Origin of the sequence: Halomonas denitrificans (genome assembly GCF_003056305.1) — a bacterium.
In the GTDB taxonomy this organism is placed as follows: Bacteria; Pseudomonadota; Gammaproteobacteria; order Pseudomonadales; family Halomonadaceae; genus Halomonas; species Halomonas denitrificans.
The window spans coordinates 1-25,018 of record NZ_PYVX01000006.1; the positions used below are offsets into that span (position 1 = coordinate 1).

The following is a 25,018-nucleotide window of genomic DNA, read 5'->3' on the forward strand; positions in this document are numbered from 1 at the left end:
ACAAGCGCCCACATGAATTACCTGATCGATTGTTAAAGAGCATCTCGCTGTTGCCGTCGTGTCCGGCCAACTTCTTGCGAAGCGGCGGTCTCGCCGGCGCCCTGCGAGGAAGGCGTATTCTACCTGATCGGCGTTTCTTGTCAACCCTGCGAGGCGTTCCGAAGAAGCGAAGCGGGCGACCGAAACCTCGTTGCGCCGAAGCGCTTCGAATGCCGATCGAGTGGCGTGCATTCTACCGAATGCGGCGAGTTCGTCAAGCGGGAATTTTCAAAGCATCTTCGAAAAACCCAAATGGAAACAAGCACTTCTGCCACCATCACCGCCTGCAACGTTTGCCCGTCGCCGGCAGCGGATGCGTACTTTACGGATTTCCCGGGGGCCGTGCAAGGCCTTCGTGAAGAAAAATGTCAGGGGCGTGTCGCGAGCGTGACGCGGCGATGACAACCACCTTATCCACAGCGCCTTGCGGCGCCCGCTGCGACGACCGGCTGTGGATCGATTGTTCGCCCTCCAGAGACACGAACGCCCGCGCTAGGCGGGCGTCGTGACGGAGCGAGTCTAACGACTCAGCTGGCGGGAGGCGAGTGCCTCAGCTTGCGCATCAGTGCCATCACCGGGCCGGAGGCCACGTAGGTGCCGAAGAGCAGCAGCAGCATCACCGAGGGCTCGATGGAGATCACCACGAAGCCCAGCACGATGGCCAGCAGGAAGACAAAGGGCACCGGCCCCTTGAGGTCGACATCCTTGAAGCTGTAGTAGCGGATGTTGCTGACCATCAGCACGCCGGCGGCGCCCACCACCACGAGCATCAGCAGCTTGAAGCCGAAGGCCTCGGCATCGAAGCTGTGGAAGGTCCAGACGCTGGCCGCCACCAGGGCCGCGGCCGAGGGGCTCGGCAGGCCGATGAACCACTTCTTGTCGACGCTGCCGATCTGCACGTTGAAGCGCGCCAGGCGCAGGGCGGCACAGGCCACGTAGAGGAAGGCCACCACCCAGCCGGTCTTGCCGATGTCCTGCAGGATCCAGATGAAGGCCACCAGCCCCGGGGCCACGCCGAAGGAGAGCATGTCCGAGAGGGAGTCGTACTCGGCGCCGAAGTCGCTCTGGGTGTTGGTCATGCGAGCCACCCGGCCGTCCAGGCCATCGAGCACCATGGCGATGAAGATGGCGATGGAGGCCGCGGTGAAGTCGCCGTTGACGGCGGCCACCATGGCGAAGAAGCCGGAGAACAGCGCCGAGGTGGTGAACAGGTTCGGCAGCAGATAGATCCCCTTGCGGCGAATCTTCTTGCCGCCCTCCTCGGCCTCCTCGATGACCTCCGACTCGCGCACGAAGGTCGTCGCCAGGTCCTCCTCGCCCGTCTGGCCTGGCTCATGCTCGCTGCTGTGCGGATCCCGACTCATCTGTCTCTTCCATCGCCTTGGGTGTCATTCCATTCTACACACACCGTGACAAAACACTCACGGGGGACCGCCCTCGCGGCCCGATCCGGCCTCTCCCGGGCCCCAGACGCAGCGAGGGCGCGGATGTCCGCGCCCTCCTGTCTGTCGAGACGAAACGTCGCGATCAGTTCTTCGACTTGTCGACCAGCTGGTTGGCGGCGATCCACGGCATCATGCCGCGCAGCTTCTCGCCGACCTGCTCGATCGGGTGCTCGGCGTTGAGGCGGCGACGCGCGGTCATCGAGGGGTAGTTGGTGTTGCCCTCGTTGATGAACATCTTGGCGTACTCGCCGGTCTGGATGCGCTTGAGCGCGTTGCGCATGGCCTCGCGAGACTGCTCGTTGATCACCTCGGTGCCGGTCACGTACTCGCCATACTCCGCGTTGTTGGAGATGGAGTAGTTCATGTTGGCGATGCCGCCCTCGTACATCAGGTCGACGATCAGCTTGAGCTCGTGCAGGCACTCGAAGTAGGCCATCTCCGGCTCGTAGCCCGCCTCGGTCAGGGTCTCGAAGCCGGCCTTGACCAGCTCAACGGCACCGCCGCACAGCACGGCCTGCTCGCCGAACAGGTCGGTCTCGGTCTCGTCCTTGAAGGAGGTCTCGATGATGCCGCTGCGACCGCCGCCGATGGCCGCCGCGTAGGAGAGCGAGAGCTCCTTGGCGTTGCCGGAGGCGTCCTGATGGATGGCGATCAGGTCCGGGATGCCGCCGCCGCGCACGAACTCGGAGCGCACGGTGTGGCCCGGGGCCTTGGGCGCGATCATCACCACGTCCAGATCCTGGCGCGGCTCGATCTGGTTGTAGTGGATGTTGAAGCCGTGGGCGAAGGCCAGGGTGGCGCCCTGCTTCAGGTTCGGCTCGATCTGGGTCTCGTAGATCGCCTTCTGGTTCTCGTCCGGGGCCAGGATCATCACCACGTCGGCGCTCTTGCTGGCGTCCTCGACGGAGGCGACCTTGAGGCCGGCGGCCTCGGCCTTGGCGGCGGAGGTGGAGCCGGCGCGCAGGGCGACGGTGACGTCGACCCCGGACTCCTTGAGGTTGTTGGCGTGGGCATGGCCCTGTGACCCGTAGCCCACGATGGCGACCTTCTTGCCCTGGATGAGGGAGAGATCGCAGTCCTTGTCGTAGTAGACGCGCATGACGTGCTCCTGAAGCGAAAAGTGGTGTCGTTCGATGTTCGAGTTAACGTTCAGCGTTGATGGCCACCCGTGCCGTCTGACGCGGCACTGGGATTCGATGCAGCCGATGGAGTCACCTTACGCCAGGGGTCGCGTTGCGTAAAACGCGATATTTGCAATACCACATGCCGATTTGTGCAATAATGCCAGCCATGGACATGCGCCCCCTCAAGCACTTCCTCGCCCTGGCCGAGACCCTGCACTTCGGCCGCGCCAGCGAGGCCTGCCACGTCAGCCCCTCGACCCTCTCCCGCACGATTCGCCAGCTGGAGGAGAGCCTCGGCGTCGCCCTCTTCGAGCGCGACAACCGCCATGTCGCACTGACCCGCCAGGGGCGCACCTTCCAGGCCTATGCCCGCGAGGCCCTGGAGGAGTGGGAGGCCCTGCGCCAGTCGCTGATGAGCGAGGCGCGCACCCTGACCGGCGAGATCAGCATCTACTGCTCGGTGACCGCCAGCTACAGCTTCCTCTACGAGCTGTTGAGCGAGTTTCGCACCCGCCACCCGGGCATCGAGCTCAAGCTGCACACCGGCGACCCGGCCCAGTCGCTGCAGCGGGTGCTGGCCGGCAACGAGGACATGGCGATCACCCCGCGGCCACGCCAGTCCCCCGACGCGCTGGGCTTCAAGTCGCTGACCCGCTCGCCGCTGGTGTTCATCGCCCCCCACGCCGCCCACGACTGGATCCCCACCACGCCCGAGTCCCCCTCGGCGGAGCAGTGGCGCGAGGTGCCGATGATCCTCTCCGAGGCCGGGCTCTCCCGCCAGTACAGCGACACCTGGTTCCGGGCGCTGGGCGTGGCGCCCCGCATCTACGCCCAGGTGGCCGGCCACGAGGCCATCGTCAGCATGGTGGGGCTGGGCTTCGGCCTCGGCGTGGTGCCGCGGATCGTGCTCGACACGAGCCCCCTGGCGGAACGGGTGCGGATCCTGCCGGTCAAGCCGGAGCTGCCCCACTACGACGTCGGCCTCTGCGTGCTCGAGCGCCGACTGAAGAGCCCGCTGATCGCGGCGCTGTGGAACGAGGTGGCGGAGCGCTTCTGAGCCGCGGCCAGGCGGCCGGCCCTGCGAACGAAAAAAGCGCCGCCCCGAGGGGCGGCGCTTGGATCGAGCAGGCGGCATCGCCATCCGCTCCGGGACGTGCCGAGGCTAGAGGGAGAGCACCTTGTCGCCCCGGGCGATGCCCGAGACCCCGGTGCGCGCCACCTCGAGCAGGCCCACCGGCGCCATGGCCTGCAGGAAGGCGTCGAGCTTGCCCGCATCGCCGGTGATCTGCACCGTGTAGAGGCTCGGCGTCACGTCGACGATCTGCGCGCGGAAGATGTCCACGGTGCGCTTCACCTCGTCGCGGGCCGCGCCCAGGGCCTTGACCTTGACCAGCATCAGCTCGCGCTCGATGTGGTTGCCTTCGGTCAGGTCCACCAGCTTGACCACGTCGATCAGCTTGTTGAGGTGCTTGGTGATCTGCTCGATCACCCGATCGTCCCCCACGGTGGTCACGGTCAGCCGCGACAGGCTGGGGTCGTCGGTGGGCGCCACGTTCAGCGTTTCGATGTTGAAGTTGCGCTGCGAGAACAGCCCCACCACGCGAGACAGGGCGCCCGGTTCGTTTTCCATCAGAATCGAGATGATATGGCGCATCAGGTCCGCTCCGTCTTGGAAAGCAGCATGTCACGCATGGAGCCCAGGGGCACCTGCATCGGATAGACGTGCTCGTGCGGGTCGACGATGACGTCGAGGAACACCAGCTCGTGCTTGTCGGCAAAGGTCCTTTCCAGTGCCGGCTCGAGATCCGCCAGTGTCTCCACCCTCAGCGCGGTGAAGCCATATGCTTCGATCAACTGCTGGAAGTCGGGCAGCGACTCCATGTAGGAGTGCGCGTGGCGGGACTTGTAGTTCAGGTCCTGCCACTGGCGCACCATGCCCAGCGAGGCGTTGTTGAGGTTGATGATCTTCACGCCGCCGCCGAACTGCTTACAGGTCGACAGCTCCTGCATCATCATCTGGAAGCTGCCCTCCCCGGTCACGCAGATCACCTGCTCCTCCGGGAAGTTGTGCTTGATGCCCATGGCCGCCGGGAAGCCGAAGCCCATGGTGCCGAGCCCGCCGGAGGTGATGAAGCGATTGGGCTTGTCGAACTTGTAGTACTGGGCCGCGAACATCTGGTGCTGGCCCACGTCGGTGGTCACGTAGGCCTCGCCGCGGGTGGCCCGGCAGACCGCCTCGATGACCTCCTGGGGCTTGATCGGCTCGTCGGGCTTGGAGGGCTCGTAGAGCCGGCCGCGGCGCTCCTCGCGCCAGCCGTCGATCTGCGTCCACCAGTCGGCCAGCGCCTCGGGGTGGGCGATCTCCTGGCCCTGCACCAGGCTGATCATCTCGTTGATCACGCTCCCCGCCGGGCCGACGATCGGCACGTCGGCGCGCACCGTCTTGGAGACCGAGCTCGGGTCGATGTCGACATGGACGATCTTGGCGGTGGGGCAGAACTTCGAGGTGTTGTTGGTGACGCGGTCGTCGAAGCGCGCGCCGATGGCGATGATCAGGTCGGCGTGGTGCATGGCCATGTTCGACTCGTAGGAGCCGTGCATGCCCAGCCACCCCAGGCACTGTCGATCACTCTGCGGATAGGCGCCGATGCCCATCAGCGTGGTGGTGATCGGATAGCCCAGCCGCCGCACGAGGTCGGTCAGCCCCTCGCAGGCGTTGCCGGTGACCACGCCGCCGCCGGTGTAGAAGACCGGGCGCCGGGCCTTGAGCATCAGCTCCACGGCCTTCTTGATCTGGCCGGTATGGCCGCGGGTGACCGGGTTGTACGAGCGCATCTTGACCTTCTTCGGGTAGACGTACTCATAGCGTTCGGTGGGCGCGGTCATGTCCTTGGGAATGTCCACCACCACCGGACCGGGACGCCCGGTCGCGGCCAGGTAGTAGGCCTTCTTGAGGACTTCGGGAATCTCGGTCGGGTGCTTGATCGAGAAGCTGTGCTTCACGATCGGCCGGGTCACGCCGACGATGTCGGTCTCCTGGAAGGCGTCGTCGCCGATCAGGTGGCTCATCACCTGGCCGCACAGCACCACCATGGGAATCGAGTCCATGTAGGCGGTGGCGATGCCGGTGACGGCATTGGTCGCCCCGGGCCCGGAGGTCACCAGCACCGTGCCGGGCTTGCCGGAGGCCCGGGCATAGCCGTCGGCGGCATGCGTGGCAGCCTGTTCGTGGCGCACCAGGATGTGCTTGACCTTGTCCTGACGAAACAGCGCGTCGTAGATGTGCAGCGCCGCCCCGCCGGGATACCCATAGATATATTCGACGCCCTCATCTTGGAGGAAGCGGGCAATCATGTCTGCGCCGGAAAGCAGTTCCACAGATGTATCTCCCCTGGAGGTCTCGAGTGCGATCCGTGCCCGCCGTCGGGACACGAAGTCGAGTGCGGCGGTATGCCGCTGCCGGCCGTGCCGGCACCTGATGCCAAACCCTGGCAGTAAGGGCCCTGTTGGGGCCTGCACTCTCATCACGGCGGGTCGCCGCGTCGGGGCGTTGGCCAGGCCGGGCGGTTGGCCCGGACCCGGAAGTCCTTCGGCGGGTAGAGGCACTCGGCCTACCCTTCGCGCGGGGATGGGGGATTGCCCGCTGGCATCCGCGCCCGTTATCAGGAAGGCTCAAGATTCCATTAGCGTTGTTGGCGTGTCAACCGCGGAAACTGCGTGAGTAGCCCATGACGGGCCATTAGGCAAGTCGGGGCGATCACGGTGGCGTCCCTCGCCTGGCGGCCAAAAAAAGAGCCCGTCGGCTCGCGGGGAGCGACGGGCAATGGGGGTTACAGGACGCAACCTGATAATCATTCTAGTCCGTTGCCGCCCGCGCGCCGGGCGACAACGGTAACGGTTTGTGGCGGTTTGTGGCGGTTTGTGGCGCCCGGCGAGGCCCGGTTATCGGGGCTCGTCGGGCCCCGCGCCTCAGCTCTGGAACACCAGCTGGTCGCCTTCCGCCTCGACGTGGATGACGTCGCCGGGCGAGAACTTGCCGGCCAGCAGGTCCTGGGCCAGCGGGTTCTCGATGCGGCTCTGGATCGCCCGCTTGAGCGGACGCGCGCCGAACACCGGATCGAAGCCGACCACGGCCAGCTGCGCCAGGGCCGCGTCGCTGACCTCGAGCGAGAGGTCGTGCTCGGCGAGCCGCGCGCGCAGCCGCTCGAGCTGGATGCCGGCGATGGCCTGGATCTGCTCCTGACCGAGGGCGTGGAACACCACCACCTCGTCGATGCGGTTGATCAGCTCCGGGCGGAAGTGGTCGGCGACCACCGCCATCACCATCTCCTTCATCTGCGCGTAGCTGCTCTCCGCATCGCCGCTCTCGTCGCCGCCCATGCGCTGGATGATGTCCGAGCCCATGTTGGAGGTCATCACGATCACGGTGTTGCGGAAGTCCACGGTACGCCCCTGGCCGTCGGTGAGGCGACCGTCCTCCAGCACCTGCAGGAGGATGTTGAAGACGTCGGCATGGGCCTTCTCCACCTCGTCGAGCAGCAGCACCGAGTAGGGCTTGCGGCGCACCGCCTCGGTCAGGTAGCCGCCCTCCTCGTAGCCGACGTAGCCGGGAGGGGCGCCGATCAGCCGGGCCACGGAGTGCTTCTCCATGAACTCGGACATGTCGATGCGCACCATCGCCTCCTCGGTGTCGAACAGGAAGTTCGCCAGCGACTTGCACAGCTCCGTCTTGCCCACCCCGGTCGGGCCGAGGAACAGGAAGGAGCCGTTCGGCCGGTTGGGGTCGGCGAGGCCGGCTCGGGAGCGGCGCACGGCGTTGGCCACGGCGGTGACCGCCTCGTCCTGGCCGATCACCCGCTCGTGCAGCGCCTCCTCCATGCGCAGCAGCTTGTCGCGCTCGCCCTCGAGCATCTTGGCCACCGGGATGCCGGTCCAGCGCGACACCACCTCGGCGATCTCCTCCTCGGTGACGTTGGAGCGCAGCAGCTGGTGCTTGGCCGTGTCGGCCTCGGCCTCGGCGCTCTCGGCGATCTTCTTCTCCAGGCCGGGAATGACCCCGTACTGGATCTCGGACATGCGCGCCAGGTCGCCCTGGCGGCGGGCCTGCTCCAGGTCGACCCGGGCGCGATCGAGCTCATCCTTGAACTGCGCCGCCCCCTGGATGCTGGCCTTCTCGGCCTTCCAGATCTCGTCGAGGTCGGCGTACTCACGCTCGAGCTCGCCGATCTGCTCCTCCAGCCCCTCGAGGCGCTTCCGCGAGGCCTCGTCGGTCTCCTTCTTGAGGTGCTCGCGCTCCATCTTCAGTTGGATCAGCCGGCGATCGAGGCGATCCATCTCCTCGGGCTTGGAGTCGAGCTCCATGCGGATGCGCGAGGAGGCCTCGTCGATCAGGTCGATGGCCTTGTCGGGCAGCTGACGATCGGTGATGTAGCGAGTCGAGAGCTTGGCCGCGGCGATGATCGCGCCGTCAGTGATGTCGACGCCGTGGTGCACCTCGTAGCGCTCCTTGAGGCCGCGCAGGATCGCCACGGTGTCCTCCTCGGAGGGCTCGTCGACCAGCACCTTCTGGAAGCGCCGCTCCAGCGCCGCGTCCTTCTCGATGTACTTGCGGTACTCGTCGAGGGTGGTGGCACCGACGCAGTGCAGCTCGCCGCGGGCCAGAGCCGGCTTCAACATGTTGCCGGCATCCATGGAGCCCTCGGCCTTGCCGGCGCCGACCATGGTGTGCAGCTCGTCGATGAACAGGATCACCCGGCCCTCCTCCTGGGCCAGCTCCTTGAGCACCGACTTCAGGCGCTCCTCGAACTCGCCGCGGAACTTGGCCCCGGCCAGCAAGGCGCCCATGTCGAGCGACAGCACGCGCTTGTCCTTGAGGCCCTCCGGCACCTCGCCGTCGACGATGCGCTGAGCCAGCCCCTCGACGATGGCGGTCTTGCCGACGCCGGGCTCGCCGATCAGCACCGGGTTGTTCTTGGTGCGCCGCTGCAGCACCTGGATGGTGCGGCGGATCTCGTCGTCGCGTCCGATCACCGGGTCGATCTTGCCGCTGGCGGCGCGCTCGTTGAGGTCCAGGGTGTACTTGGCCAGCGCCTCGCGCTGATCCTCGGCGTTGGGATCGTCGACGCTCTCGCCGCCGCGCACGCTGCTGACGGCGGTCTCGAGCGCCTTGCGGGTCACGCCGGCCTGAGTCAGCAGCTTGGTCACCGCGCCGCCCATCTCCAGCGCGGCGAGCAGCACCAGCTCGCTGGCGATGTACTGGTCGCCACGCTTCTGGGCCTCGCGGTCGGTGAGGTTGAAGAGCTTGATCAAGTCGCGGGAGGGCTGCACCTCGCCGTCGAAGTTGGCGACCTTGGGCAGGTCGTCGAGATGGCCAACCAGGCCGTCGCGCAGCCGCGCAGCATCGGCGCCGGCCTTCTGCACCAGCGCCTTGACGCCGGTATCGGTGGCGTCCAGCAGCGCCAGCAGCAGGTGGCCCGGCTCCAGCTGGTTGTGACCGCGGCCCACGGCCAGGGACTGGGCGTCGGCCACGGCGTTCTGCAGCTTGGCGGTGAACTTGTCGAATCGCATGGGGGATTCCTCCATCGGGATGGCGGCGCGTTCGGACGCGCCGCGTGGCCCTGTCAATGTGTCTTGAGGGCTTCAATGGAGTCAGCGTGGCCGGCTTTCAAGTCGCCGACCAGGGAAAGGAAGACAGGAGTTGACGGTGATCAAGGCGACACCAAGCCGCTCAGCGCAGCCAGATCACGCTGGCCATGCGGCCGGTGACGCCGTCGTCGCGGCGGTGGGAGTAGAAGCGCGGCTCGCAGGCGGTGCAGAAGTGGCCGCCGCTGATGTGCGACACGCCCAGGCGCTCCAGGCGCAGGCGGGCGAGCTTGTAGAGGTCGGCCATGTAGTGCCCCAGCCGGTAGGGGCTCGGGTCGAAGGCCGCCTCGGCCTCGGGGTGCACGCCGACGAAGGCCTGCTGCACCTCGGGCCCGACCTCGAACTGGGCGTTGGAGATCGCCGGGCCCAGCCAGGCCATCAGCGCCTCCGGGGGCAGCCCCATGGCCCCGACGGTCGCCTCGATCACGCCACCGGCGAGCCCGCGCCAGCCGGCATGGATGGCCGCCACGCGCGTGCCGTGGCGGTCGCAGAGAAAGATCGGCAGGCAGTCGGCGGTGAGCACTACGCAGGCGTAGTCGCGGCTCGTGGCCACGGCGGCGTCCGCCTCGGGCCGCGCATCGGAGTAGGCCTGCTGCACCCGGGCGCCGTGCACCTGGTCGAGCCACAGCAGCGGGCGGTCGTCGCCGACCTCCTTCTCCAGCTGACGTCGGCACAGCGCCACGTGGTCGGGGTTGTCGCCCACGTGATCGGCCGCGTTGAAGGCGGCGAAGGCGCCCTGGCTGGGGCCGGTCTCGCGGGTGGTGACGAAGGCCCCGACGTTCTCCGGGGCGGGCCAGTCGGGCAGGATCGGCGTCGGGCGCAGGTCGAAGGTATCGCTCATCACGGGGTCCTTGGCACGCAGGCCTCAGCGCATGGTCTCGCCGTCTTCACGCAGGAAATCGAGCAGCATCAGCAGGTCGTCCGGCAGCGGCGCGCGAAAGGCCATCCGCTCGCCGCTCTCCGGGTGCACGAAGGCGAGCTTGCGGGCATGCAGCGCCTGGCGGGGAAACTCGCGCAGGATCTCCTTGAGCCGCTCGTCCGCACCGGCCGGCAGCTTGAGGCGACCGCCGTAGACCGGATCGCCGATCAGCGGATAGCGCGCGTGGGCCATGTGCACGCGGATCTGGTGGGTGCGCCCGGTCTCGAGCTTGCAGCGCACGTGGGTGTGGGCGCGGAAGCGCTCGACCACTCGGTAGTGGGTCACCGCCGGCTTGCCCGAGGCGTTCACCGCCTGGCGCTTGCGGTCGCGCGGGTGGCGGCCGATGGGCGCATCCACGGTGCCGCCGGCGGTCATCACCCCGACCACCACGGCGTCGTACTCCCGGGACACGCTGCGCGCCTGGAGCTGCTCGACCAGCGCCGTCTGGGCGGCCAGGGTCTTGGCCACCACCATCAGGCCGCTGGTGTCCTTGTCCAGGCGATGCACGATGCCCGCCCGGGGGATCGCCGCCAGCGCCGGATCGTGGTGCAGCAGGGCGTTGAGCAGGGTGCCGTCGGGATTGCCGGCCGCGGGATGGACCACCAGGCCCGGCGGCTTGTCGATCACCAGCACCGCCTCGTCCTCGTACACCACCGTCAGCGGGATGTCCTCGGGCTCGAAGCGGGTGTCGTCCTCGATCTCGGCGGCGAGGGCCAGGGCCTCGCCGCCGTAGACCTTGTCCTTGGGCTTGGCCGGCTGGCCATCGAGGGTCAGGGCGCCGCTCTTGATCCAGGACTTGAGCCGCTCCCGGGAGAAGTCGGCGAAGAGCTCGGCGGCGGCCTGGTCGAGGCGCAGGCCCGCCATGCGTTCGGGAACGCGCTGCTGGGCTTCGAGGGTCTGGGACATGGGTCGGAACGGGGCTCCGTGCGCACCGGGTGCGATGACTGCGTTTCGCCGCAAGGTGCTTTATAGTGGGCGGATATCGGCCGATTCTATCACGGCCGCCCGGGTTGTTAGACACGAGGATCACGATGCGCGTTATCACCTCCCCCGCTCGCCTGGCCGTTCTGATGCTGGCCGGCGCCCTGCTGGCCGGCTGTGCCGGCACCCCCGAGGAAGAGGAACTCGACGGCGTCGCCGAACGCCAGCTCTACGAGGAGGGGCGCGAGGCCCTCGAAGAGAGCAGCTACACCACGGCGATCAACCGGCTCGAGGCCATCGATACCCGCTTCCCCTTCGGCGAGCACGCCGAGCAGGCGCAGCTGGAGCTGATCTACGCCTACTACCAGACCGACGACTGGGAGAACGCCCGGGCCGCGGCGAGCCGCTTCATCCGCCTGCATCCGGATCATCCCCAGGTCGACTACGCCTACTACATGCGCGGCCTGGCCGCCTGGCAGGCGGGCCGCTTCAGCCTGGAGCGGCTGCGGGTCATCGACATCTCCAAGCGTGACCTGGGCGCCACCCGCGACGCCTACGCCGACTTCAGCGAGCTGATCCAGCGCTATCCGAGCAGCCAGTACGCCCCGGACGCCCGGCAGCGCATCGTCTACCTTCGCAACGTGCTGGCCCGCCATGAGCTGCACGTGGCCGACTTCTACCTCCGCAAGGGCGCCTATCTCGCTGCCGTGGAGCGCGGTCGCTGGGTGCTTGAGCACTACCCGCAGACGGAAGCCAGCCGCGACGCCCTGGCGACCATGGTCGAGGGCTACCTGGGCCTCGGCATGCGCGACCGGGCCAGCGAGACCCTGCAGGTGCTGATCGACAACGCCCCGGACCATGACCGGCTGCGCGGTCGCACCTTCCGGCCGCAGCACGTCAAGGCCGAGGCGCTCTCGGCCTGAGTCACGCCTGACACTGCCAGTAGTCGCCAGAACCCACAACGCCACCGCCCTCTCGGGCGGTGGCGTTGCGTTAGGGGGGAGGCAGACTGGCCGATGCGGCGCTATTCGCCGGGCTGCCAGCCGTTGACGATGGGATAGCGGCGATCGCGACCGAAGCCGCGGCGGGTGACGCGCACCCCCACCGGCGCCTGGCGGCGCTTGTACTCGCAGCGATCCACCAGCTTGACCACCTTGTAGACGTCGTCGCGGTCGAAGCCCGCAGCGATGATCGCCTCGGCGCTCATGTCGCCCTCGATGTAGCGCACCAGGATGGCGTCGAGCACGTCGTAGTCCGGCAGGCTGTCGCTGTCCTGCTGGTCGGGGGCGAGCTCGGCCGAGGGCGGCCGCTCGATGACCCGCTCCGGGATCGCCGGCGACTCGCTGTTGCGCCAGCGGGCCAGGCGGTAGACCCAGGTCTTGTAGACGTCCTTGATGGCGTTGTAGCCGCCGACCATGTCGCCGTAGAGGGTGGCGTAGCCGACCGCCATCTCGCTCTTGTTGCCGGTGGTCAGCACCATCAGGCCCTTCTTGTTGGAGATCGCCATCAGCAGCACGCCGCGGCAGCGCGACTGCAGGTTCTCCTCGGTGGTGTCGCGCTCGGTGCCGGCGAAGCTCTCGGCCAGCGTCGACATGAAGGCCTCGACCATCGGCTCGATGGGCATCACCTCGTACTCCACGCCGAGCAGCTTCGCCTGCTCGGCGGCGTCCTGCTTGGAGATGTCCGCCGTGTAGTGATAGGGCATCATCACCGCGTGGACCCGCTGCGGCCCCAGGGCATCGACCGCGATGGCCAGCGACAGCGCCGAGTCGATGCCGCCGGAGAGCCCCAGCACCACGCCCTCGAAGCCGCTCTTGTTGACGTAGTCGCGCAGCCCCGTGACCAGCGCGCAGTAGAGGTTCTCCTCCGGCGCCACCTCGGGCTCGGTCTCGCCGGCGCGCGGCACCCAGCGCTTCTGCTCGCGCACGAAGGCGACCGGCATCAGGCCCACCGCCCAGTGGGGCGCCTGGACCATCAGCTCGCCCTGGGCGTTCACGCAGGCCGAGCCGCCGTCGAAGACCAGTTCGTCCTGGCCGCCGATCTGGTTGACGTAGACGATGGGCCGCTCTACCTCGCGGGCCCGCGCCTCGAGCAGCGCCAGGCGTTCGGCGGGCTTGTCCTGGTGGAACGGCGAGGCGTTCAGGGTGACGAGGATCTCGGCACCGGCGTCGCGGGCCTGGCGCACCGGCGCCTCGCTCCAGATGTCCTCGCAGATCAGGATGCCGAGCTTGGCGCCCTTGTGCTCGATCACCAGCGGCTGGCTGCCGGTGGCGAAGTAGCGCTGCTCGTCGAACACCTCGTAGTTGGGCAACGCCTGCTTGGCGTACTCGCCCAGCCACTCGCCGTTGTAGAGCACGCCGGCCAGGTTCCAGTTCTCGCCTTCCCGGCGCCCGGGGTAGCCGACGATGACCATGACGTCACGGGCCATCTTCTCGGCCATGCGCGCGCGGGCGTGACGCAGGCGGGTCTCCATGGAGGGGCGCAGCAGCAGGTCCTCCGGCGGGTAGCCGGTCAGGAAGAGCTCGGGCAGCACCACGATGTCGGCACCATGCTCGATGCGTGCCTCGCGTACCGTCTCGATGGCGCGGTCGGCGTTGCCGGGAACGTCACCGACCAGCGGGTCGAGCTGAGCCATCACCAGGGTCAGGTCTTGCATGGGCTTGGAAATCTCTCGAGAATCGATGGACAGTCGCCATTGTCCCGCAAGGGCGGCCGAGTGGCAAAGCCGGCCACCCCCACCTGGGAGACGCACAAGGAATGAACCTGTTGCTGATTCGCCTGATCATCTTCGCCGTGCTGTTCTTCGCCGGCCTCAAGCTCTACCGGATGTACCGCGAGTGGAAACTGGACCGGGAAGGCCCGCAGCAGGAGGGTGACGCCTCGGGCAACCGCATGGTGCGCTGTCGCTGGTGCCAGGTGCACCTGCCCGAGGACGATGCCCTGCGTGTACAGGGCGACTGGTTCTGTTCCGGCGACCACCGGGACAAGTACCTGTCGGAGCAGACGGAAGAACAGCACAAGGACGACTAGGAGCCACCCAAGCCGCGCGCTGCGCCTACCCTCCCCTCACGGGCGACCACTCTAACGGCGGCGAGAAGCGAATCGCACATGGAGGAACACGCCGCCCTCCTAGACCTTCTGGCGCACAGCACCTGTCCGAGATCGCCTACGGCGGAGATAGACCGCCCGGCTAGCCTCAAGAGTGAATCTATCGCTCAGGCCATCGCCGGGAGGCCCCATGCGCCCTGCCGTCCGCTCTGCTTCTCGTCACCCCTCGCCTTCCCTTGAGCACGGCCTGACGCTAATCGAGCTGCTCGTTGCCATCGCGGTGCTCGCCGTCATCGCGACGATCGGCGTGCCCAGCTTCCAGAACTTCACCGCCCGAAATGAGGTTGCCGCCGAGGTGATGCGCATCAGGACGGCATTGGCACTGGCGAGGAACACGGCGGTGACGAGGCGGACGACGGTCTCAGTTTGTCCGCGTCAGGCGCCAGACAGCGCGGCGTGTGATTTCAAAGACTGGTCCTACCCTCTCGTAGTAGTGGACGGCCAAGTTGACAGCGGAAACCTCGCCGATGGCAAGTTGCTCAAGTTGCTGGAAGGAAGCGGCGGACCTACCGTGACCTTCAATCGAAACTATCCCATTCGTTACCAAGCCACAGGCTGGGCAAGAGGACATAACGGTACCTTCGAGATCTGCGGACGCCATGGTGATGGAGTAAAAGTCATCGTCAACAACATGGGGCGCGTCAGGACTGGTGATGAGGCCGATGGTGAGACCACGTGTTGAGCACACGTTAACAAGGCTGGGAAATCTCGACCCCTCACTCTAAATACCCTCCAAGAATCGTCGAGAACGCACCAACACCCACCACGAGCAGCACGCGAAGTGTCTATGTAGCTCAGTACGAGGACAGCGAGGAAGAGCAAAGATGCAAATAAAAATAACCCACCAGCGGCGGGTCTTTTGGTGCAAGGGAAATAGCATATATCAGTTTACAAACCCAGCAAGGTCTGAAGTATCACCTGGATCTTCCAGTTCAGCCCAGCCTTCCAAACGACCCGAGACAGGTTGATAAAGCGTGCTAGAATCAACTGACGAGAATTCTATTCCACCGTTATTGACAATTGATCCACCTGCGACGATTGATCCATAAATTGCAGAATTACCATTCTGGGTAAAGTCTCCAACAGACCAAAATGCTGCGTAAGTCTCGGTATCAGTAGCACCATTCAGCTCGATAGCACCGCCCGACACAACGAGAGTGTCCACGCCAATCGGGTTACCATCAGCATCAACAATTGGATTACCATCAGCATCAACAAGAGCTTCTGCAGCGACAGTGGCAGAACCCCGATGAGTAATATTACCTGCCGCCATCACGGTGACACCTACAAAATCGTCACCGGTATCAAGATTCCCCGGGCAATAATAGATATAATTCTTGTTGATAATTTTAACATTATTATCCAACTCTATTTGATACTCATCAGCCACAAACCCATCCGGCTTAACGAGAGGACTACCTGTGGAAGAGCAATCGCCCGTCACAGGATCATGCGGCAAAACTTCTATCGCACCAGCAGCTGAATCAACAACCTTCCAACCACCATTAACATCATCCACCTCAATAAAACCACCTCCTATCAATTCACCCGCATCGTCGAAGGCACCATCAGTGATGTAGTCAATATAAGATTGAGCATCAGGCACAGGGATCTCGGGAACACCAGAAGCCGTGCAAACATAGGTTGTACAATCCTCTCCATCGGCAGCGGCCGGAACTTCAAAATCAGCCGTTCCACTTGCGGTTACGCTTCCGGAAGACTCCACTTTTATATTCCCTTGGGTCCTGATCGCTAGACTCAGATCGCCATTAGAGTGAACATCGCCATTGATCACTGAATTACCTTGTATATCTATATTCCCATCGGCAAGCATGGATTTAAACGCATCATAACCAGGTGGCACAATTTCCACCTTGACCAGTCTTGCAGTTTCATAATCACTATCAGGATCACCATCCGGCACAACGCCCCTGCTGTAGCCAATCACATGAGCGCTGTCCACGCCGGCGGACTGGCACTTCATGATAGCACTATATGTTTTTGTCAAACCCCCGCCAGATATTTCCCCAGCAGTAGCATATGCACCTGAGCCCGAAGGAGACTCAGACCAGTCGTCTACCGAAAGGGCTGACCCTATAGAATCACAGAACGTGGCACCACCGGCCACATAATTGAATGCAAGAACGGCATCCAGCATATCGTTAACACCTGCTTCAGCTGCTTGCAAAGCACTTACGGAAAAACGATGATTACCTGCCATCCTTTCTTCAAGTTGGGCTGACTGAAAACTTGACACTCCAAACAAAGCTGCAACCAGAAGCACCACCATGCTGACTATTAAAGCTATTCCTTTTTGAGTTTTCATGACCCATTCCCCCACAATTCCAGCGCCCGCCCTACCGCTGAACGATTTGCAATCGTGAAACGATAGACTTGATCCTCGAGTCTACCCCGCTCATCCACCATCGTTATGGTAACGCGAACGCCAAGCCCGAAATCAATGTACCCAAAGTTTATACTGGCAACACCAAGCACAATAGAATCACCAGATGCAACGTCATTTATATCATCACTTCCACAAGCCGACTTTACGTAAATAGCCTCACTTCCATCCGGCTGATAATATTGAACAGTATATTCATCCACTGGATCACAGATGGAGTTTTTCTTATCAAAGTTCAACGTTATTTTCGCATCATCACTCAACACCACTCCACTATCGTCCAGCATATCAGTCGCGGCTGAACTCCGTATATCATACGAAAGCGAATCAACGATAAAACGTAATGTCTCCTGCCTCTCAAGAACTGCAAGCGAGTGATTAAAGGTCTTTTGGCTTGTCACGAACAGCTGAAAAGCTCCAAGCGTGATCATCAACCCAATCACCAAGGCGATCATCAACTCGACAAGAGAAAACCCTCGAGACCTCTTGCTTGCTTCAAATGGATGATACAACTCCATGATGTTTTCTCCGATGAACCCATCAGGACCCACTGATTATACTCGTCTTGTACACAAGCTGGGAGACGTCTTCACCTGCAAACCTTTCATCTCCCCAAACCACTGTAATCGTATACCTGCAAGTGGCACTTTCTTTGACAACTTCTGTAGAGGCCTCAACCAAGGTGGGCAATATCTGAACCCACTCTTCATACCAATAGTCGAAAACAGTTTTTACCGGCTCCACTGGCTCAGTCGGATTTTCGCCCGCAACATCAGGGTCGTAATCAGGATTCTTGATCAGCAAGGTATCGCCATCATCTGGACAAGTCACTACGTCTGAGCCGACTCCTTGCATACCCAGTTGAATCCATAACCTCTCAACCATGTCCTGTGCCGCCATGGTCGCCACTGATCGCTGATAGGAAACATGTGCCCCCTGCATCGCCTTAAGTTGCATCGACGCCAGCCCAAGAACCCCAACCACTAGCACAACCAGAGCAACGAGAGCCTCTACAAGAGTGAACCCAAGATAACGCCGAGGAAACAATAATTTCATGATCCTGGCCTCACGATATTTCCTGCGGCATTGATCTCAATCTCTTTATCACCAACCGATATGCTGCATGAGGGAAAAGTACATGAACCTCTTCGACCCAAGCCGTTAAATTCAACTGCACCAGAATTTCCATCATTGACCGCGATACTTCCGTTAGTCGATGAAAAGGTTCTCAAAACATCCGCTCCAACCTTCACATCCATCCCCCATCGCCCAGAGTCAGTGCTTATCTCGGCTATCACAACACCTCTTCTTTTGACAGCCTCGCTTCTTGCAAAATGCAGACCCGTCAGCACGTTATTGTACTCGGCAGCTAAGCGATTCCTTTCGATGAGAGAACTGAAATTGGGTATAGCAATAGTCGCCATGATAACAATAACGGCAATCGTCACCAGAAGCTCTATTAGTGTAAAGCCTCGACTATTCATGGTCACCAGCAGTCTCCTGGATCGGAGGAAAGCCCGTCACCTGATCCTTTTTCACCATTGCTTTTCACCCAAAGCACATCACAGCCTTCAAGAACCCTAGTCCCTCCAGATGCTTTCAAGGTAAAGGATGCGCCACTCGCCGCCAGCGCAATAGTCGGATATACGCCTTCGGGTGATGATGTCGTTACCAGGCAACCCGTGGCTGGATATGTGCTTGATACCGTATAACAACGTTCCATTTCAGATGCCGCCTGCATCAGACCGGACTTGCCGTCCGTAACCCTCGCTCGCTCCACGTATCCTTGATAGCTGGGGATGGCAATCGCCGCCAGAATCCCTATCACGGCGACCGCAATCAGCAGTTCGATCAGTGTGAAGCCTGCGATTGGCCGGGTGGGTCCTGTCTGGCGCAGAGGCCTGCGTTGGGGGGTGTCGAAGGTCACGCGTGACGTCTCCCTACGGGACGATGCATTTGTTTCAGTATGTATCAAGACGTGAGACTCCGGTAGGGTACGGGACCAAAAATGCCATGCGGCCGAGGTGAGCAGCCTCCTGAGCACCTGCCACTACGTGCTGGTCAACGATGTATCGCCAGCTAAAGAGGTTCACCATCGCAACGCGGCGATGGCGCTGCAACGACAGCAACAAAAACGCCGCCGTCAGGCTCCTGACGGCGGCGTCTTCGTGTCGGCGTGGTGAGGAACGCCCTACTCGCTGGCGATGACCCGCTCGCGGAGCTCCCGCGGCATGGAGAAGGTGATGGTCTCCTCACGGCCGGCGAGCTCCTCGGGGGCGGTGGCGCCCAGCGCCTGCAGCCGCTCGATCACGCCCTCGACCAGCACCTCGGGAGCACTGGCGCCCGCGGTCACGCCGATCGCGCTCACGCCCTCGAGCCAGGTGGGATCGACCTGGTCGGCGCTGTCGATCAGGTAGGCCGGGGTGCCGACCCGCTCGGAGAGCTCGCGCAGGCGGTTGGAGTTGGAGCTGTTAGGGCTGCCCACCACCAGCACCAGGTCCGCGCCTCCGGCCAGCTCGCGCACCGCGTCCTGACGGTTCTGGGTGGCGTAGCAGATGTCGTCCTTGCGCGGCCCCTCGATCTCGGGAAACTTGGCGCGCAGGGCATCGATGACCCGGGCGGTATCGTCCATGGAGAGCGTGGTCTGCGTGACGAAGGCGAGCCGGCTCGGGTCCTTGACCTCGAGCTTCGTTACGTCCGCCTCGTCCTCGACCAGGTAGATCTGCCCGCCATAGGAAGTGTCGTAGCGTCCCATGGTGCCTTCCACCTCGGGGTGCCCCTCGTGGCCGATCAGGATGCACTCCTGGCCGCGGCGGGCGTAGCGCAGGACCTCCATATGCACCTTGGTGACCAGCGGGCAGGTGGCGTCGAACACCTTGAGGCCCCGCTCCTCGGCCTCCTGCTGCACGGCGCGGGAGACGCCGTGGGCGGAGAAGATCACGATGACGTCGTCGGGCACCTCGTGAAGCTCCTCGACGAACACCGCGCCCCGCTCGCGCAGGCTGTCCACCACGAAGCGGTTGTGCACCACCTCGTGGCGCACGTAGATCGGCGGGCCGAAGACGTCCAGGGCGCCGTTGACGATCTCGATGGCCCGGTCGACGCCGGCGCAGAAGCCGCGCGGGTTGGCCAGCTTGATCTGGATGGGATTGGGTTGCATGGGGCCTTGCCTTGATGCGTGCGCATCGCGTCGGTGAAACGTCAGTGGGTAGTGGCGGGCTTCACGTCCAGCACTTCCACCTCGAAGGTCAGGGTACGCCCCGCCAGCGGATGATTGAAATCCACCTCGACCTGCTCGCCCTCGATGCGCTTGATCACGCCGGGCAGCTCACCGCCGGCGGCGTCGGCGAAGGACATCACCATGCCCACTTCCGGCGCGTCGCTCTCGAAGTCCTCGCGCTTGAGCAGCTGGATGTTCTGCGGGTTGTGCTGACCAAAGGCGTGCTCCGGGGTGATCTCGAAGGTACCGCTCTCACCGGCCGAGAGCCCCTTGAGCGGGTACTCGAAGCCGGGCGGCAGGTTGCCGTCGCCCACCTGGAAGGTCGCGGGCGCCTTGTCACGGGTGGAGTCGACCACGGTGCCGTCTTCCAGGCTGAGGGTGAAGTGAAGGGTCACTTCCATGCCCTCGTCGATGCGAAGTTCCGGGGATTCCTGGTTGCTCATGGCGTGTCTCTCTGGTGTTCGTGCACTGGGTGCGGGCGCAGCGTGGTCGAAGGTCGCGGTGGTCTGCGTGTCGATGATCGGGACATCGGGGCGCCGGGCCGGCTTCTCAACCGCGCCGCCGCGCCCGGCGCCGCTCGGCGAAGAGCGATTCCCAGATCAGCCCGATGGCGCCGAGGGTGATGCCGATGTCCGCCACGTTGAAGGCCGGGTAGTACCAGCCGGCCACGTGGAAGGAGAGGAAGTCCACCACGTAGCCGTGCACCAGCCGGTCGTAGAGGTTGCCCAGGGCGCCGCCGATGATCAGCCCGAGCGAGATGCCGAGCAGCGTCTCGTCGGCCTTCAGGCGGCGCATCCACAGCGTCAGGCCGATGCTCGCCCCCACGGCGATGGCGGCGAACAGCCAGCGCTGCCAGCCGGGGTGGCCGGCGAGGAAGCTGAAGGCCGCGCCGGTGTTGTGCAGCAGCGTCAGGTTGAAGAACGGCAGCACCTCCACCGGCCGGGCATAGTCGAGCAGCCCGCTGGCCAGGTACTTGGTACCGAGATCCAGTACGATCACCGCCACGGCCAGCCACAGCCAGCGCAGCGGCTGGCGCATGGGCGCCGTGTGATCCTGACCTGCCTGCCGCTCGCTCATGCGCGCCTCGCCTTGCTGGGACATCGACCTTTCTCCTGGGTGGACCTTAGGCAAACCGGCGCGTCTCGCCGGGACCGTCCGGCAGGTTGCTGATGCAGCGACCGCAGAGGTCCGGGTGCTCGGCGTGAGCGCCCACGTCCTCGCGATGGTGCCAGCAGCGCTCGCACTTGCCGTTGGCGCTCTCGGCCACGGCCACCTTCAGGCCCGCAAGCTCGGTGGCCTCGGCCGCCTCGCTCGCCTCGGCGAGGGGCGCCAGGCGCACGTCGCTGGTCAGCATCACGAAGCGCAGCTCGTCGCCCAGCCGGGTCAGGGTCTGGTGCAGGGCGTCGTCGACGTAGAGGGTGACCTCGGCGGCCAGGCTGCCCTTGATCGCCTTGGCGTTGCGGGCGTCCTCCAGGCACTTGTTGACCGCCTGCTTGACCTCGAGCACCCGCTCCCAGAAGTCGCGGCCCATGGCGGCGTCATCCGCCAGGGTGTCGAGCCCGGTGTAGTACTCCTCGAGCAGCACGCTGTCGCCGCGCTTGCCGGGGATGTTCTCGTAGATCTCCTCGGCGGTGAACGAGAGGATCGGCGCCACCCAGCGCACGAGGGCCTCGACCACGTGGTAGAGCGCGGTCTGGGCGCTGCGGCGCGCCACGGAGTCGGCCTGGGTGGTGTACTGGCGATCCTTGATCACGTCCAGGTAGAAGCCGCCGAGCTCCCGGGCGCAGAAGCCGTGCACCTGCTGGTAGACGTCGAGGAAGCGATACTCCTTATAGGCGACCTCGATGCGCGCCTGCAGCTGGGCGGCGCGATCCACCACCCACTGGTCCAGGGCCAGCATCTCGTCGAAGGGCAGCACGTCACGCTCGGGGGCGAAGCCGTTGAGGTTGGCCAGCAGAAAGCGCGAGGTGTTGCGGATGCGCCGGTAGACGTCGGCGGTGCGCTTGAGGATCTCGTCGGAGACCGCCATCTCGCCGGAGTAGTCGGTGGAGGCGACCCAGAGGCGCAGGATGTCGGCGCCGAGCTTGTCCATCACCGCCTGGGGGGCGACCACGTTGCCGAGCGACTTGGACTGCTTGCGGCCCTTCTCGTCCACGGTGAAGCCGTGGGTCAGCAGCTGCCGATAGGGCGCGTGACCGTCGATGGCGGCGCCGGTGAGCAGCGAGGAGTGGAACCAGCCGCGGTGCTGGTCGGAGCCCTCCAGGTAGAGATCGGCGATCGGTCCCTCGGCGTGGCCATGGGGGTGCGAGCCGCGCAGCACGTGCTTGTGGGTGGTGCCGGAGTCGAACCAGACGTCCAGGGTGTCGGTGACCTTGTCGTAGTCGGCGGCCTCCTCGCCCAGCAGCTCGGCGGGGTCGAGGCGGAACCAGGCGTCGATGCCCTCGGCCTCGACGCGCTGGGCGGCCTGTTCCATCAGCTCGACGGTGCGCGGGTGCAGCTCGCCGGTGGCCTTGTGCAGGAAGAACGGGATCGGCACGCCCCAGTTGCGCTGGCGCGAGATGCACCAGTCCGGGCGGTTGGCGATCATGCTGTGCAGGCGCGCCTGGCCCCAGGCCGGGGTGAAGGCGGTGGACTCGATGCCCTCCAGCGCCTTCTCGCGCAGGGTGCGGCCGTCCTTGCCCGCCACGTCCATGCCCACGAACCACTGGGCGGTGGCGCGGTAGATCACCGGCGTCTTGTGGCGCCAGCAGTGCATGTAGCTGTGCACGATCGGCGTGTGGAGCATCAGCGCGCCGACCTCCTCGAGCTTGGCGACGATCTGCGGGTTGGCCTTCCAGATCATCTGGCCGCCGAAGAACAGCAGGTCATCGACGTAGACGCCGTTGCCCTGCACCGGGCTCTCGATCTCGTCGAAGGTCATGCCGTGGGCGCGGCAGGTGACGAAGTCGTCGACGCCGTAGGCCGGGGCCGAGTGGACGATGCCGGTGCTGCCCTCCTCACTCTCCACGTAGTCGGCCAGGTAGACCGGCGACAGGCGATCGTAGAAGGGGTGGCGGAAGCGGATGCCGTCGAAGGCCTCGCCCTTGGCGGTGGCGAGCACCTCGCCCTCGAGGCCGTAGCGCGACAGGCACGACGCGACCAGCTCCTCGGCCAGCACCAGCAGCCGCTCGCCGGTGTCCACCAGGGCGTAGGTGAACTCCGGGTGCATGTTCAGCGCCTGGTTGGCCGGGATGGTCCAGGGGGTGGTGGTCCAGATCACCACGGCGGCGGCCTTGGGCAGCTCAGCTAGGCCGAAGGCGGCCGCCAGGCGGTCGGCATCTTCCACCGGAAAGGCGACGTCGATGGCGTCGGAGGTCTTGTCCTGGTACTCCACCTCGGCCTCGGCCAGGGCCGAGCCACAGTCGAAGCACCAGTTGACGGGCTTCAGCCCCTTGAAGACGTAGCCTGCCTCGACCATGTCGGCCAGGGCGCGGATCTCGCCCGCCTCGTTGGCGAAGTCCATGGAGCGGTAGGGGTTGTCCCAGTCGCCGATCACGCCCAGGCGGATGAAGCCCTGCCGCTGGTCCTCGATCTGCTCGGCGGCGTACTCGCGGCACAGCGCGCGGGCCTGCTCGGGCTCGAGGTGCTTGCCGTGGGTAGTCTCGACCTTGTGCTCGATGGGCAGGCCGTGGCAGTCCCAGCCGGGCACGTAGGGGGCATCGAAGCCGGCCAGGTTCTTCGACTTGACGATGATGTCCTTGAGGATCTTGTTGAGCGCATGCCCCAGGTGAATGCTGCCGTTGGCGTAGGGAGGGCCGTCGTGGAGCACGAAGAGTTCCCTGCCCTGGCGCGCCTCGCGCAGGCGATGGTAGAGGTCCATCTCCTTCCACTGTGCCACCCGTGCGGGCTCGCGCTTGGGCAGCATCCCGCGCATGGGGAAGTCGGTTTCTGGCAGGTTCAGAGTGTGCTTGTAGTCGCTCATATCCTGGGGGTCAGCCGTCGTCGTGGTCGGCGGGCTCACCCGCCGAGGAATCGGAAGTCACGGCCTCGCGCGCCAGCGGCGCCGATGCCAGAGGAAGAGAATCGTCGTGCGTGTCGCCCGCCGGAGCGTTCGAGGCCGCGTCTGCCGCCAAAGGGGCACCGGCAGCAGGGTGTCGTAGATAGTCGTCACCGGCCGCGGGATGGCGCAGGAAGTAGTCCCGGGCCCGCGCGAGGTCGGCGCGGATCTGCGCCTTCAGCGCCTCGAAGTCCGCGAACTTCACCTCGCCGCGCAGCTTGGCGCAGGGCAGCACCGTCAGGCGCTGGCCGTAGAGCTCGCCCTCGAAGTCGAACAGGTGCACCTCGAGCACCGGCCGCTCGCTGCCCACCGTGGGGCGCCAGCCGATGTTGGCCACGCCGTTCAACCGCCGGCCGTCGGGCAGCTCGGTCACCACCGCGTAGACGCCCTGCAGGGCCAGCGCGTGGGTCGGCTGGGGCAGGTTGGCCGTGGGCACGCCGATGGTGCGGCCGAGCTGGCGGTCCGGCACCACCCGGCCACCCAGCCGATAGGGGCGACCCAGCAGGCGCGCGGCGGCGGCGAAGTTGCCGCTCGCCAGCAGGGTGCGTACCCGGGTGCTGGAGACCCGCTCGTCGGCGATGGTGAAGGTGCGGGTGTGCTCGACCTCGAAGCCCCGCGCCCGCCCCACTTCGGCGAGCAGGTGGAAGTCGCCGCGCCGGTCGCAGCCGAAGCGGAAATCGTCGCCCACCACCAGGTGGCGCACGCCCAGCCCGTCGATCAACACGCGGTCGATGAACTCGCCGGCGGTGAGGCTACGCAGGGCGTCGTTGAAGGGCAGGCAGAGGATGCGATCGACGCCGCACTCGCCGAGCAGCGCCACCTTGTCGCGCAGCCGGGTCAGCCGAGGCGGCGCCTGGGCGCCGGCGAAGAACTCCCGCGGCTGGGGCTCGAAGACAACCACGGTCACCGGCAGGCCGAGCCGGGCGGCCTGCTCGCGGCACTGCTCGAGGATCGCCCGGTGCCCGCGGTGCACGCCATCGAAGTTGCCGATGGTGGCCACGCAGCCGCGATCCTCGTCGCGCAGGTTGTGCAGACCTCGAATCACTCGCATGGGCGTCATCACGCTGGGAAATAAAGTGTTCGATTATAACGGACCGAGGGCCCCTTGACAGCCGGCGCGGCTTGGTCTTTCCCTGTGACCACGTGGCGACGCCGAACGC

The 25,018-nt window shown here is 64.9% G+C and carries 23 protein-coding genes; 5 read left to right on the forward strand and 18 right to left on the reverse strand.

Annotated features, from left to right (window positions below):
- Window positions 1-566: 566 nt before the first annotated feature.
- The gene (pssA, locus tag C9F13_RS14265) at window positions 567-1,403 is read right to left on the reverse strand and encodes a CDP-diacylglycerol--serine O-phosphatidyltransferase (protein WP_108446946.1); all 837 of its coding nucleotides are present in this window, start codon (window positions 1,401-1,403) and stop codon (window positions 567-569) included.
- Window positions 1,404-1,566: 163 nt separating this feature from the next.
- Window positions 1,567-2,637: a ketol-acid reductoisomerase gene (gene ilvC / locus C9F13_RS14270; protein ID WP_108446947.1), complete on the reverse strand. Its 1,071-nt coding sequence runs from the start codon at window positions 2,635-2,637 to the stop codon at window positions 1,567-1,569.
- 137 nt (window positions 2,638-2,774) lie between these two features.
- Here ilvC and ilvY point away from each other — a divergent pair, with 137 nt between their 5' ends.
- On the forward strand, window positions 2,775-3,665 hold the full coding sequence (gene ilvY / locus C9F13_RS14275) for an HTH-type transcriptional activator IlvY (RefSeq protein ID WP_108446948.1): 891 nt from the start codon (window positions 2,775-2,777) through the stop codon (window positions 3,663-3,665).
- Window positions 3,666-3,770: 105 nt separating this feature from the next.
- Here the strand turns inward: ilvY and ilvN are convergent, their stop codons facing one another.
- From ilvN to rluD, 5 genes are all read right to left on the reverse strand, one after another.
- The gene (ilvN, locus tag C9F13_RS14280; RefSeq protein WP_108446949.1) at window positions 3,771-4,262 is read right to left on the reverse strand and encodes an acetolactate synthase small subunit; all 492 of its coding nucleotides are present in this window, start codon (window positions 4,260-4,262) and stop codon (window positions 3,771-3,773) included.
- On the reverse strand, window positions 4,262-5,986 hold the full coding sequence (locus tag C9F13_RS14285; RefSeq protein WP_108446950.1) for an acetolactate synthase 3 large subunit: 1,725 nt from the start codon (window positions 5,984-5,986) through the stop codon (window positions 4,262-4,264). Before C9F13_RS14285 ends, ilvN begins: the two co-directional genes overlap by 1 nt.
- Window positions 5,987-6,577: 591 nt before the next feature.
- Window positions 6,578-9,175, reverse strand: a complete 2,598-nt coding sequence (gene clpB / locus C9F13_RS14290; RefSeq protein ID WP_108446951.1) for an ATP-dependent chaperone ClpB — start codon at window positions 9,173-9,175, stop codon at window positions 6,578-6,580.
- A 160-nt stretch (window positions 9,176-9,335) separates the two neighbouring features.
- Window positions 9,336-10,091 (reverse strand): peptidoglycan editing factor PgeF, encoded by a 756-nt coding sequence (gene pgeF, locus C9F13_RS14295; protein ID WP_108446952.1) that lies wholly within the window; start codon window positions 10,089-10,091, stop codon window positions 9,336-9,338.
- Window positions 10,092-10,115: 24 nt separating this feature from the next.
- Window positions 10,116-11,075 carry a 23S rRNA pseudouridine(1911/1915/1917) synthase RluD gene (gene rluD / locus C9F13_RS14300; RefSeq protein WP_108446953.1) on the reverse strand — a complete coding sequence of 320 codons (960 nt, stop codon included), beginning with the start codon at window positions 11,073-11,075 and terminating at the stop codon, window positions 10,116-10,118.
- A gap of 125 nt (window positions 11,076-11,200) precedes the next feature.
- On the opposite strand from rluD, the gene C9F13_RS14305 reads away from it, so the two are divergent.
- Window positions 11,201-12,013, forward strand: coding sequence for an outer membrane protein assembly factor BamD (locus tag C9F13_RS14305; protein WP_108446954.1), 813 nt, complete (start codon window positions 11,201-11,203; stop codon window positions 12,011-12,013).
- Between the two features lie 101 nt (window positions 12,014-12,114).
- Here the strand turns inward: C9F13_RS14305 and C9F13_RS14310 are convergent, their stop codons facing one another.
- The gene (locus C9F13_RS14310) at window positions 12,115-13,746 is read right to left on the reverse strand and encodes an NAD+ synthase (RefSeq protein ID WP_108446955.1); all 1,632 of its coding nucleotides are present in this window, start codon (window positions 13,744-13,746) and stop codon (window positions 12,115-12,117) included.
- 101 nt (window positions 13,747-13,847) lie between these two features.
- On the opposite strand from C9F13_RS14310, the gene C9F13_RS14315 reads away from it, so the two are divergent.
- Both C9F13_RS14315 and C9F13_RS14320 read left to right on the forward strand, forming a co-directional pair.
- Complete coding sequence (locus C9F13_RS14315) at window positions 13,848-14,120, forward strand: PP0621 family protein (protein ID WP_108446956.1); 273 nt, start codon at window positions 13,848-13,850, stop codon at window positions 14,118-14,120.
- Window positions 14,121-14,328: 208 nt separating this feature from the next.
- On the forward strand, window positions 14,329-14,880 hold the full coding sequence (locus C9F13_RS14320; protein ID WP_108446957.1) for a GspH/FimT family pseudopilin: 552 nt from the start codon (window positions 14,329-14,331) through the stop codon (window positions 14,878-14,880).
- Between the two features lie 201 nt (window positions 14,881-15,081).
- On the opposite strand, the gene C9F13_RS14325 is transcribed toward C9F13_RS14320, so the two are convergent.
- From C9F13_RS14325 to C9F13_RS17810, 5 genes are read right to left on the reverse strand one after another with little or no spacing between them, the layout of a single operon-like run.
- On the reverse strand, window positions 15,082-16,524 hold the full coding sequence (locus tag C9F13_RS14325; RefSeq protein ID WP_108447084.1) for a pilus assembly PilX family protein: 1,443 nt from the start codon (window positions 16,522-16,524) through the stop codon (window positions 15,082-15,084).
- Window positions 16,521-17,120: a PilW family protein gene (locus C9F13_RS14330; protein WP_157955205.1), complete on the reverse strand. Its 600-nt coding sequence runs from the start codon at window positions 17,118-17,120 to the stop codon at window positions 16,521-16,523. Before C9F13_RS14330 ends, C9F13_RS14325 begins: the two co-directional genes overlap by 4 nt.
- A 22-nt stretch (window positions 17,121-17,142) precedes the next feature.
- Window positions 17,143-17,658, reverse strand: coding sequence for a type IV pilus modification protein PilV (pilV, locus tag C9F13_RS14335; protein WP_114446918.1), 516 nt, complete (start codon window positions 17,656-17,658; stop codon window positions 17,143-17,145).
- Window positions 17,655-18,086, reverse strand: a complete 432-nt coding sequence (locus tag C9F13_RS14340; protein WP_108446959.1) for a GspH/FimT family pseudopilin — start codon at window positions 18,084-18,086, stop codon at window positions 17,655-17,657. The genes pilV and C9F13_RS14340 overlap by 4 nt, the downstream gene beginning before the upstream one ends.
- Before the next feature lie 2 nt (window positions 18,087-18,088).
- On the reverse strand, window positions 18,089-18,529 hold the full coding sequence (locus C9F13_RS17810) for a type IV pilin protein (protein ID WP_281261078.1): 441 nt from the start codon (window positions 18,527-18,529) through the stop codon (window positions 18,089-18,091).
- Window positions 18,530-18,626: 97 nt separating this feature from the next.
- Between C9F13_RS17810 and C9F13_RS17525 the strand changes: the two genes are divergently transcribed.
- Window positions 18,627-18,785: a hypothetical protein gene (locus C9F13_RS17525; protein WP_157955207.1), complete on the forward strand. Its 159-nt coding sequence runs from the start codon at window positions 18,627-18,629 to the stop codon at window positions 18,783-18,785.
- A gap of 8 nt (window positions 18,786-18,793) precedes the next feature.
- Here C9F13_RS17525 and ispH read toward each other — a convergent pair whose 3' ends face one another.
- From ispH to ribF, 5 genes are all read right to left on the reverse strand, one after another.
- On the reverse strand, window positions 18,794-19,762 hold the full coding sequence (gene ispH / locus C9F13_RS14350; protein ID WP_108446960.1) for a 4-hydroxy-3-methylbut-2-enyl diphosphate reductase: 969 nt from the start codon (window positions 19,760-19,762) through the stop codon (window positions 18,794-18,796).
- Between the two features lie 41 nt (window positions 19,763-19,803).
- Entirely contained in the window at window positions 19,804-20,265 is a 462-nt protein-coding gene (gene fkpB / locus C9F13_RS14355) for an FKBP-type peptidyl-prolyl cis-trans isomerase (protein WP_108446961.1), read from the reverse strand.
- 106 nt (window positions 20,266-20,371) lie between these two features.
- On the reverse strand, window positions 20,372-20,923 hold the full coding sequence (lspA, locus tag C9F13_RS14360; protein ID WP_425432895.1) for a signal peptidase II: 552 nt from the start codon (window positions 20,921-20,923) through the stop codon (window positions 20,372-20,374).
- A gap of 22 nt (window positions 20,924-20,945) precedes the next feature.
- Complete coding sequence (gene ileS, locus C9F13_RS14365; protein WP_108446962.1) at window positions 20,946-23,783, reverse strand: isoleucine--tRNA ligase; 2,838 nt, start codon at window positions 23,781-23,783, stop codon at window positions 20,946-20,948.
- Window positions 23,784-23,793: 10 nt separating this feature from the next.
- Window positions 23,794-24,909 (reverse strand): bifunctional riboflavin kinase/FAD synthetase, encoded by a 1,116-nt coding sequence (ribF, locus tag C9F13_RS14370; protein ID WP_108446963.1) that lies wholly within the window; start codon window positions 24,907-24,909, stop codon window positions 23,794-23,796.
- Window positions 24,910-25,018: the final 109 nt, after the last annotated feature.

Excerpts from the sequence above, each read along its gene's own strand:
- pssA (WP_108446946.1), bottom strand. The coding sequence starts at position 1,403 with ATGAGTCGGGATCCGCACAGCAGCGAGCATGAGCCAGGCCAGACGGGC.
- ilvY (WP_108446948.1), top strand. The coding sequence starts at position 2,775 with ATGGACATGCGCCCCCTCAAGCACTTCCTCGCCCTGGCCGAGACCCTG.
- ilvN (WP_108446949.1), bottom strand. The coding sequence starts at position 4,262 with ATGCGCCATATCATCTCGATTCTGATGGAAAACGAACCGGGCGCCCTG.
- clpB (WP_108446951.1), bottom strand. The coding sequence starts at position 9,175 with ATGCGATTCGACAAGTTCACCGCCAAGCTGCAGAACGCCGTGGCCGAC.
- pgeF (WP_108446952.1), bottom strand. The coding sequence starts at position 10,091 with ATGAGCGATACCTTCGACCTGCGCCCGACGCCGATCCTGCCCGACTGG.
- rluD (WP_108446953.1), bottom strand. The coding sequence starts at position 11,075 with ATGTCCCAGACCCTCGAAGCCCAGCAGCGCGTTCCCGAACGCATGGCG.
- C9F13_RS14305 (WP_108446954.1), top strand. The coding sequence starts at position 11,201 with ATGCGCGTTATCACCTCCCCCGCTCGCCTGGCCGTTCTGATGCTGGCC.
- C9F13_RS14310 (WP_108446955.1), bottom strand. The coding sequence starts at position 13,746 with ATGCAAGACCTGACCCTGGTGATGGCTCAGCTCGACCCGCTGGTCGGT.
- C9F13_RS14315 (WP_108446956.1), top strand. The coding sequence starts at position 13,848 with ATGAACCTGTTGCTGATTCGCCTGATCATCTTCGCCGTGCTGTTCTTC.
- C9F13_RS14320 (WP_108446957.1), top strand. The coding sequence starts at position 14,329 with ATGCGCCCTGCCGTCCGCTCTGCTTCTCGTCACCCCTCGCCTTCCCTT.
- C9F13_RS14325 (WP_108447084.1), bottom strand. The coding sequence starts at position 16,524 with ATGAAAACTCAAAAAGGAATAGCTTTAATAGTCAGCATGGTGGTGCTT.
- C9F13_RS14330 (WP_157955205.1), bottom strand. The coding sequence starts at position 17,120 with ATGGAGTTGTATCATCCATTTGAAGCAAGCAAGAGGTCTCGAGGGTTT.
- pilV (WP_114446918.1), bottom strand. The coding sequence starts at position 17,658 with ATGAAATTATTGTTTCCTCGGCGTTATCTTGGGTTCACTCTTGTAGAG.
- C9F13_RS14340 (WP_108446959.1), bottom strand. The coding sequence starts at position 18,086 with ATGAATAGTCGAGGCTTTACACTAATAGAGCTTCTGGTGACGATTGCC.
- ispH (WP_108446960.1), bottom strand. The coding sequence starts at position 19,762 with ATGCAACCCAATCCCATCCAGATCAAGCTGGCCAACCCGCGCGGCTTC.
- fkpB (WP_108446961.1), bottom strand. The coding sequence starts at position 20,265 with ATGAGCAACCAGGAATCCCCGGAACTTCGCATCGACGAGGGCATGGAA.
- lspA (WP_425432895.1), bottom strand. The coding sequence starts at position 20,923 with ATGTCCCAGCAAGGCGAGGCGCGCATGAGCGAGCGGCAGGCAGGTCAG.
- ileS (WP_108446962.1), bottom strand. The coding sequence starts at position 23,783 with ATGAGCGACTACAAGCACACTCTGAACCTGCCAGAAACCGACTTCCCC.
- ribF (WP_108446963.1), bottom strand. The coding sequence starts at position 24,909 with ATGCGAGTGATTCGAGGTCTGCACAACCTGCGCGACGAGGATCGCGGC.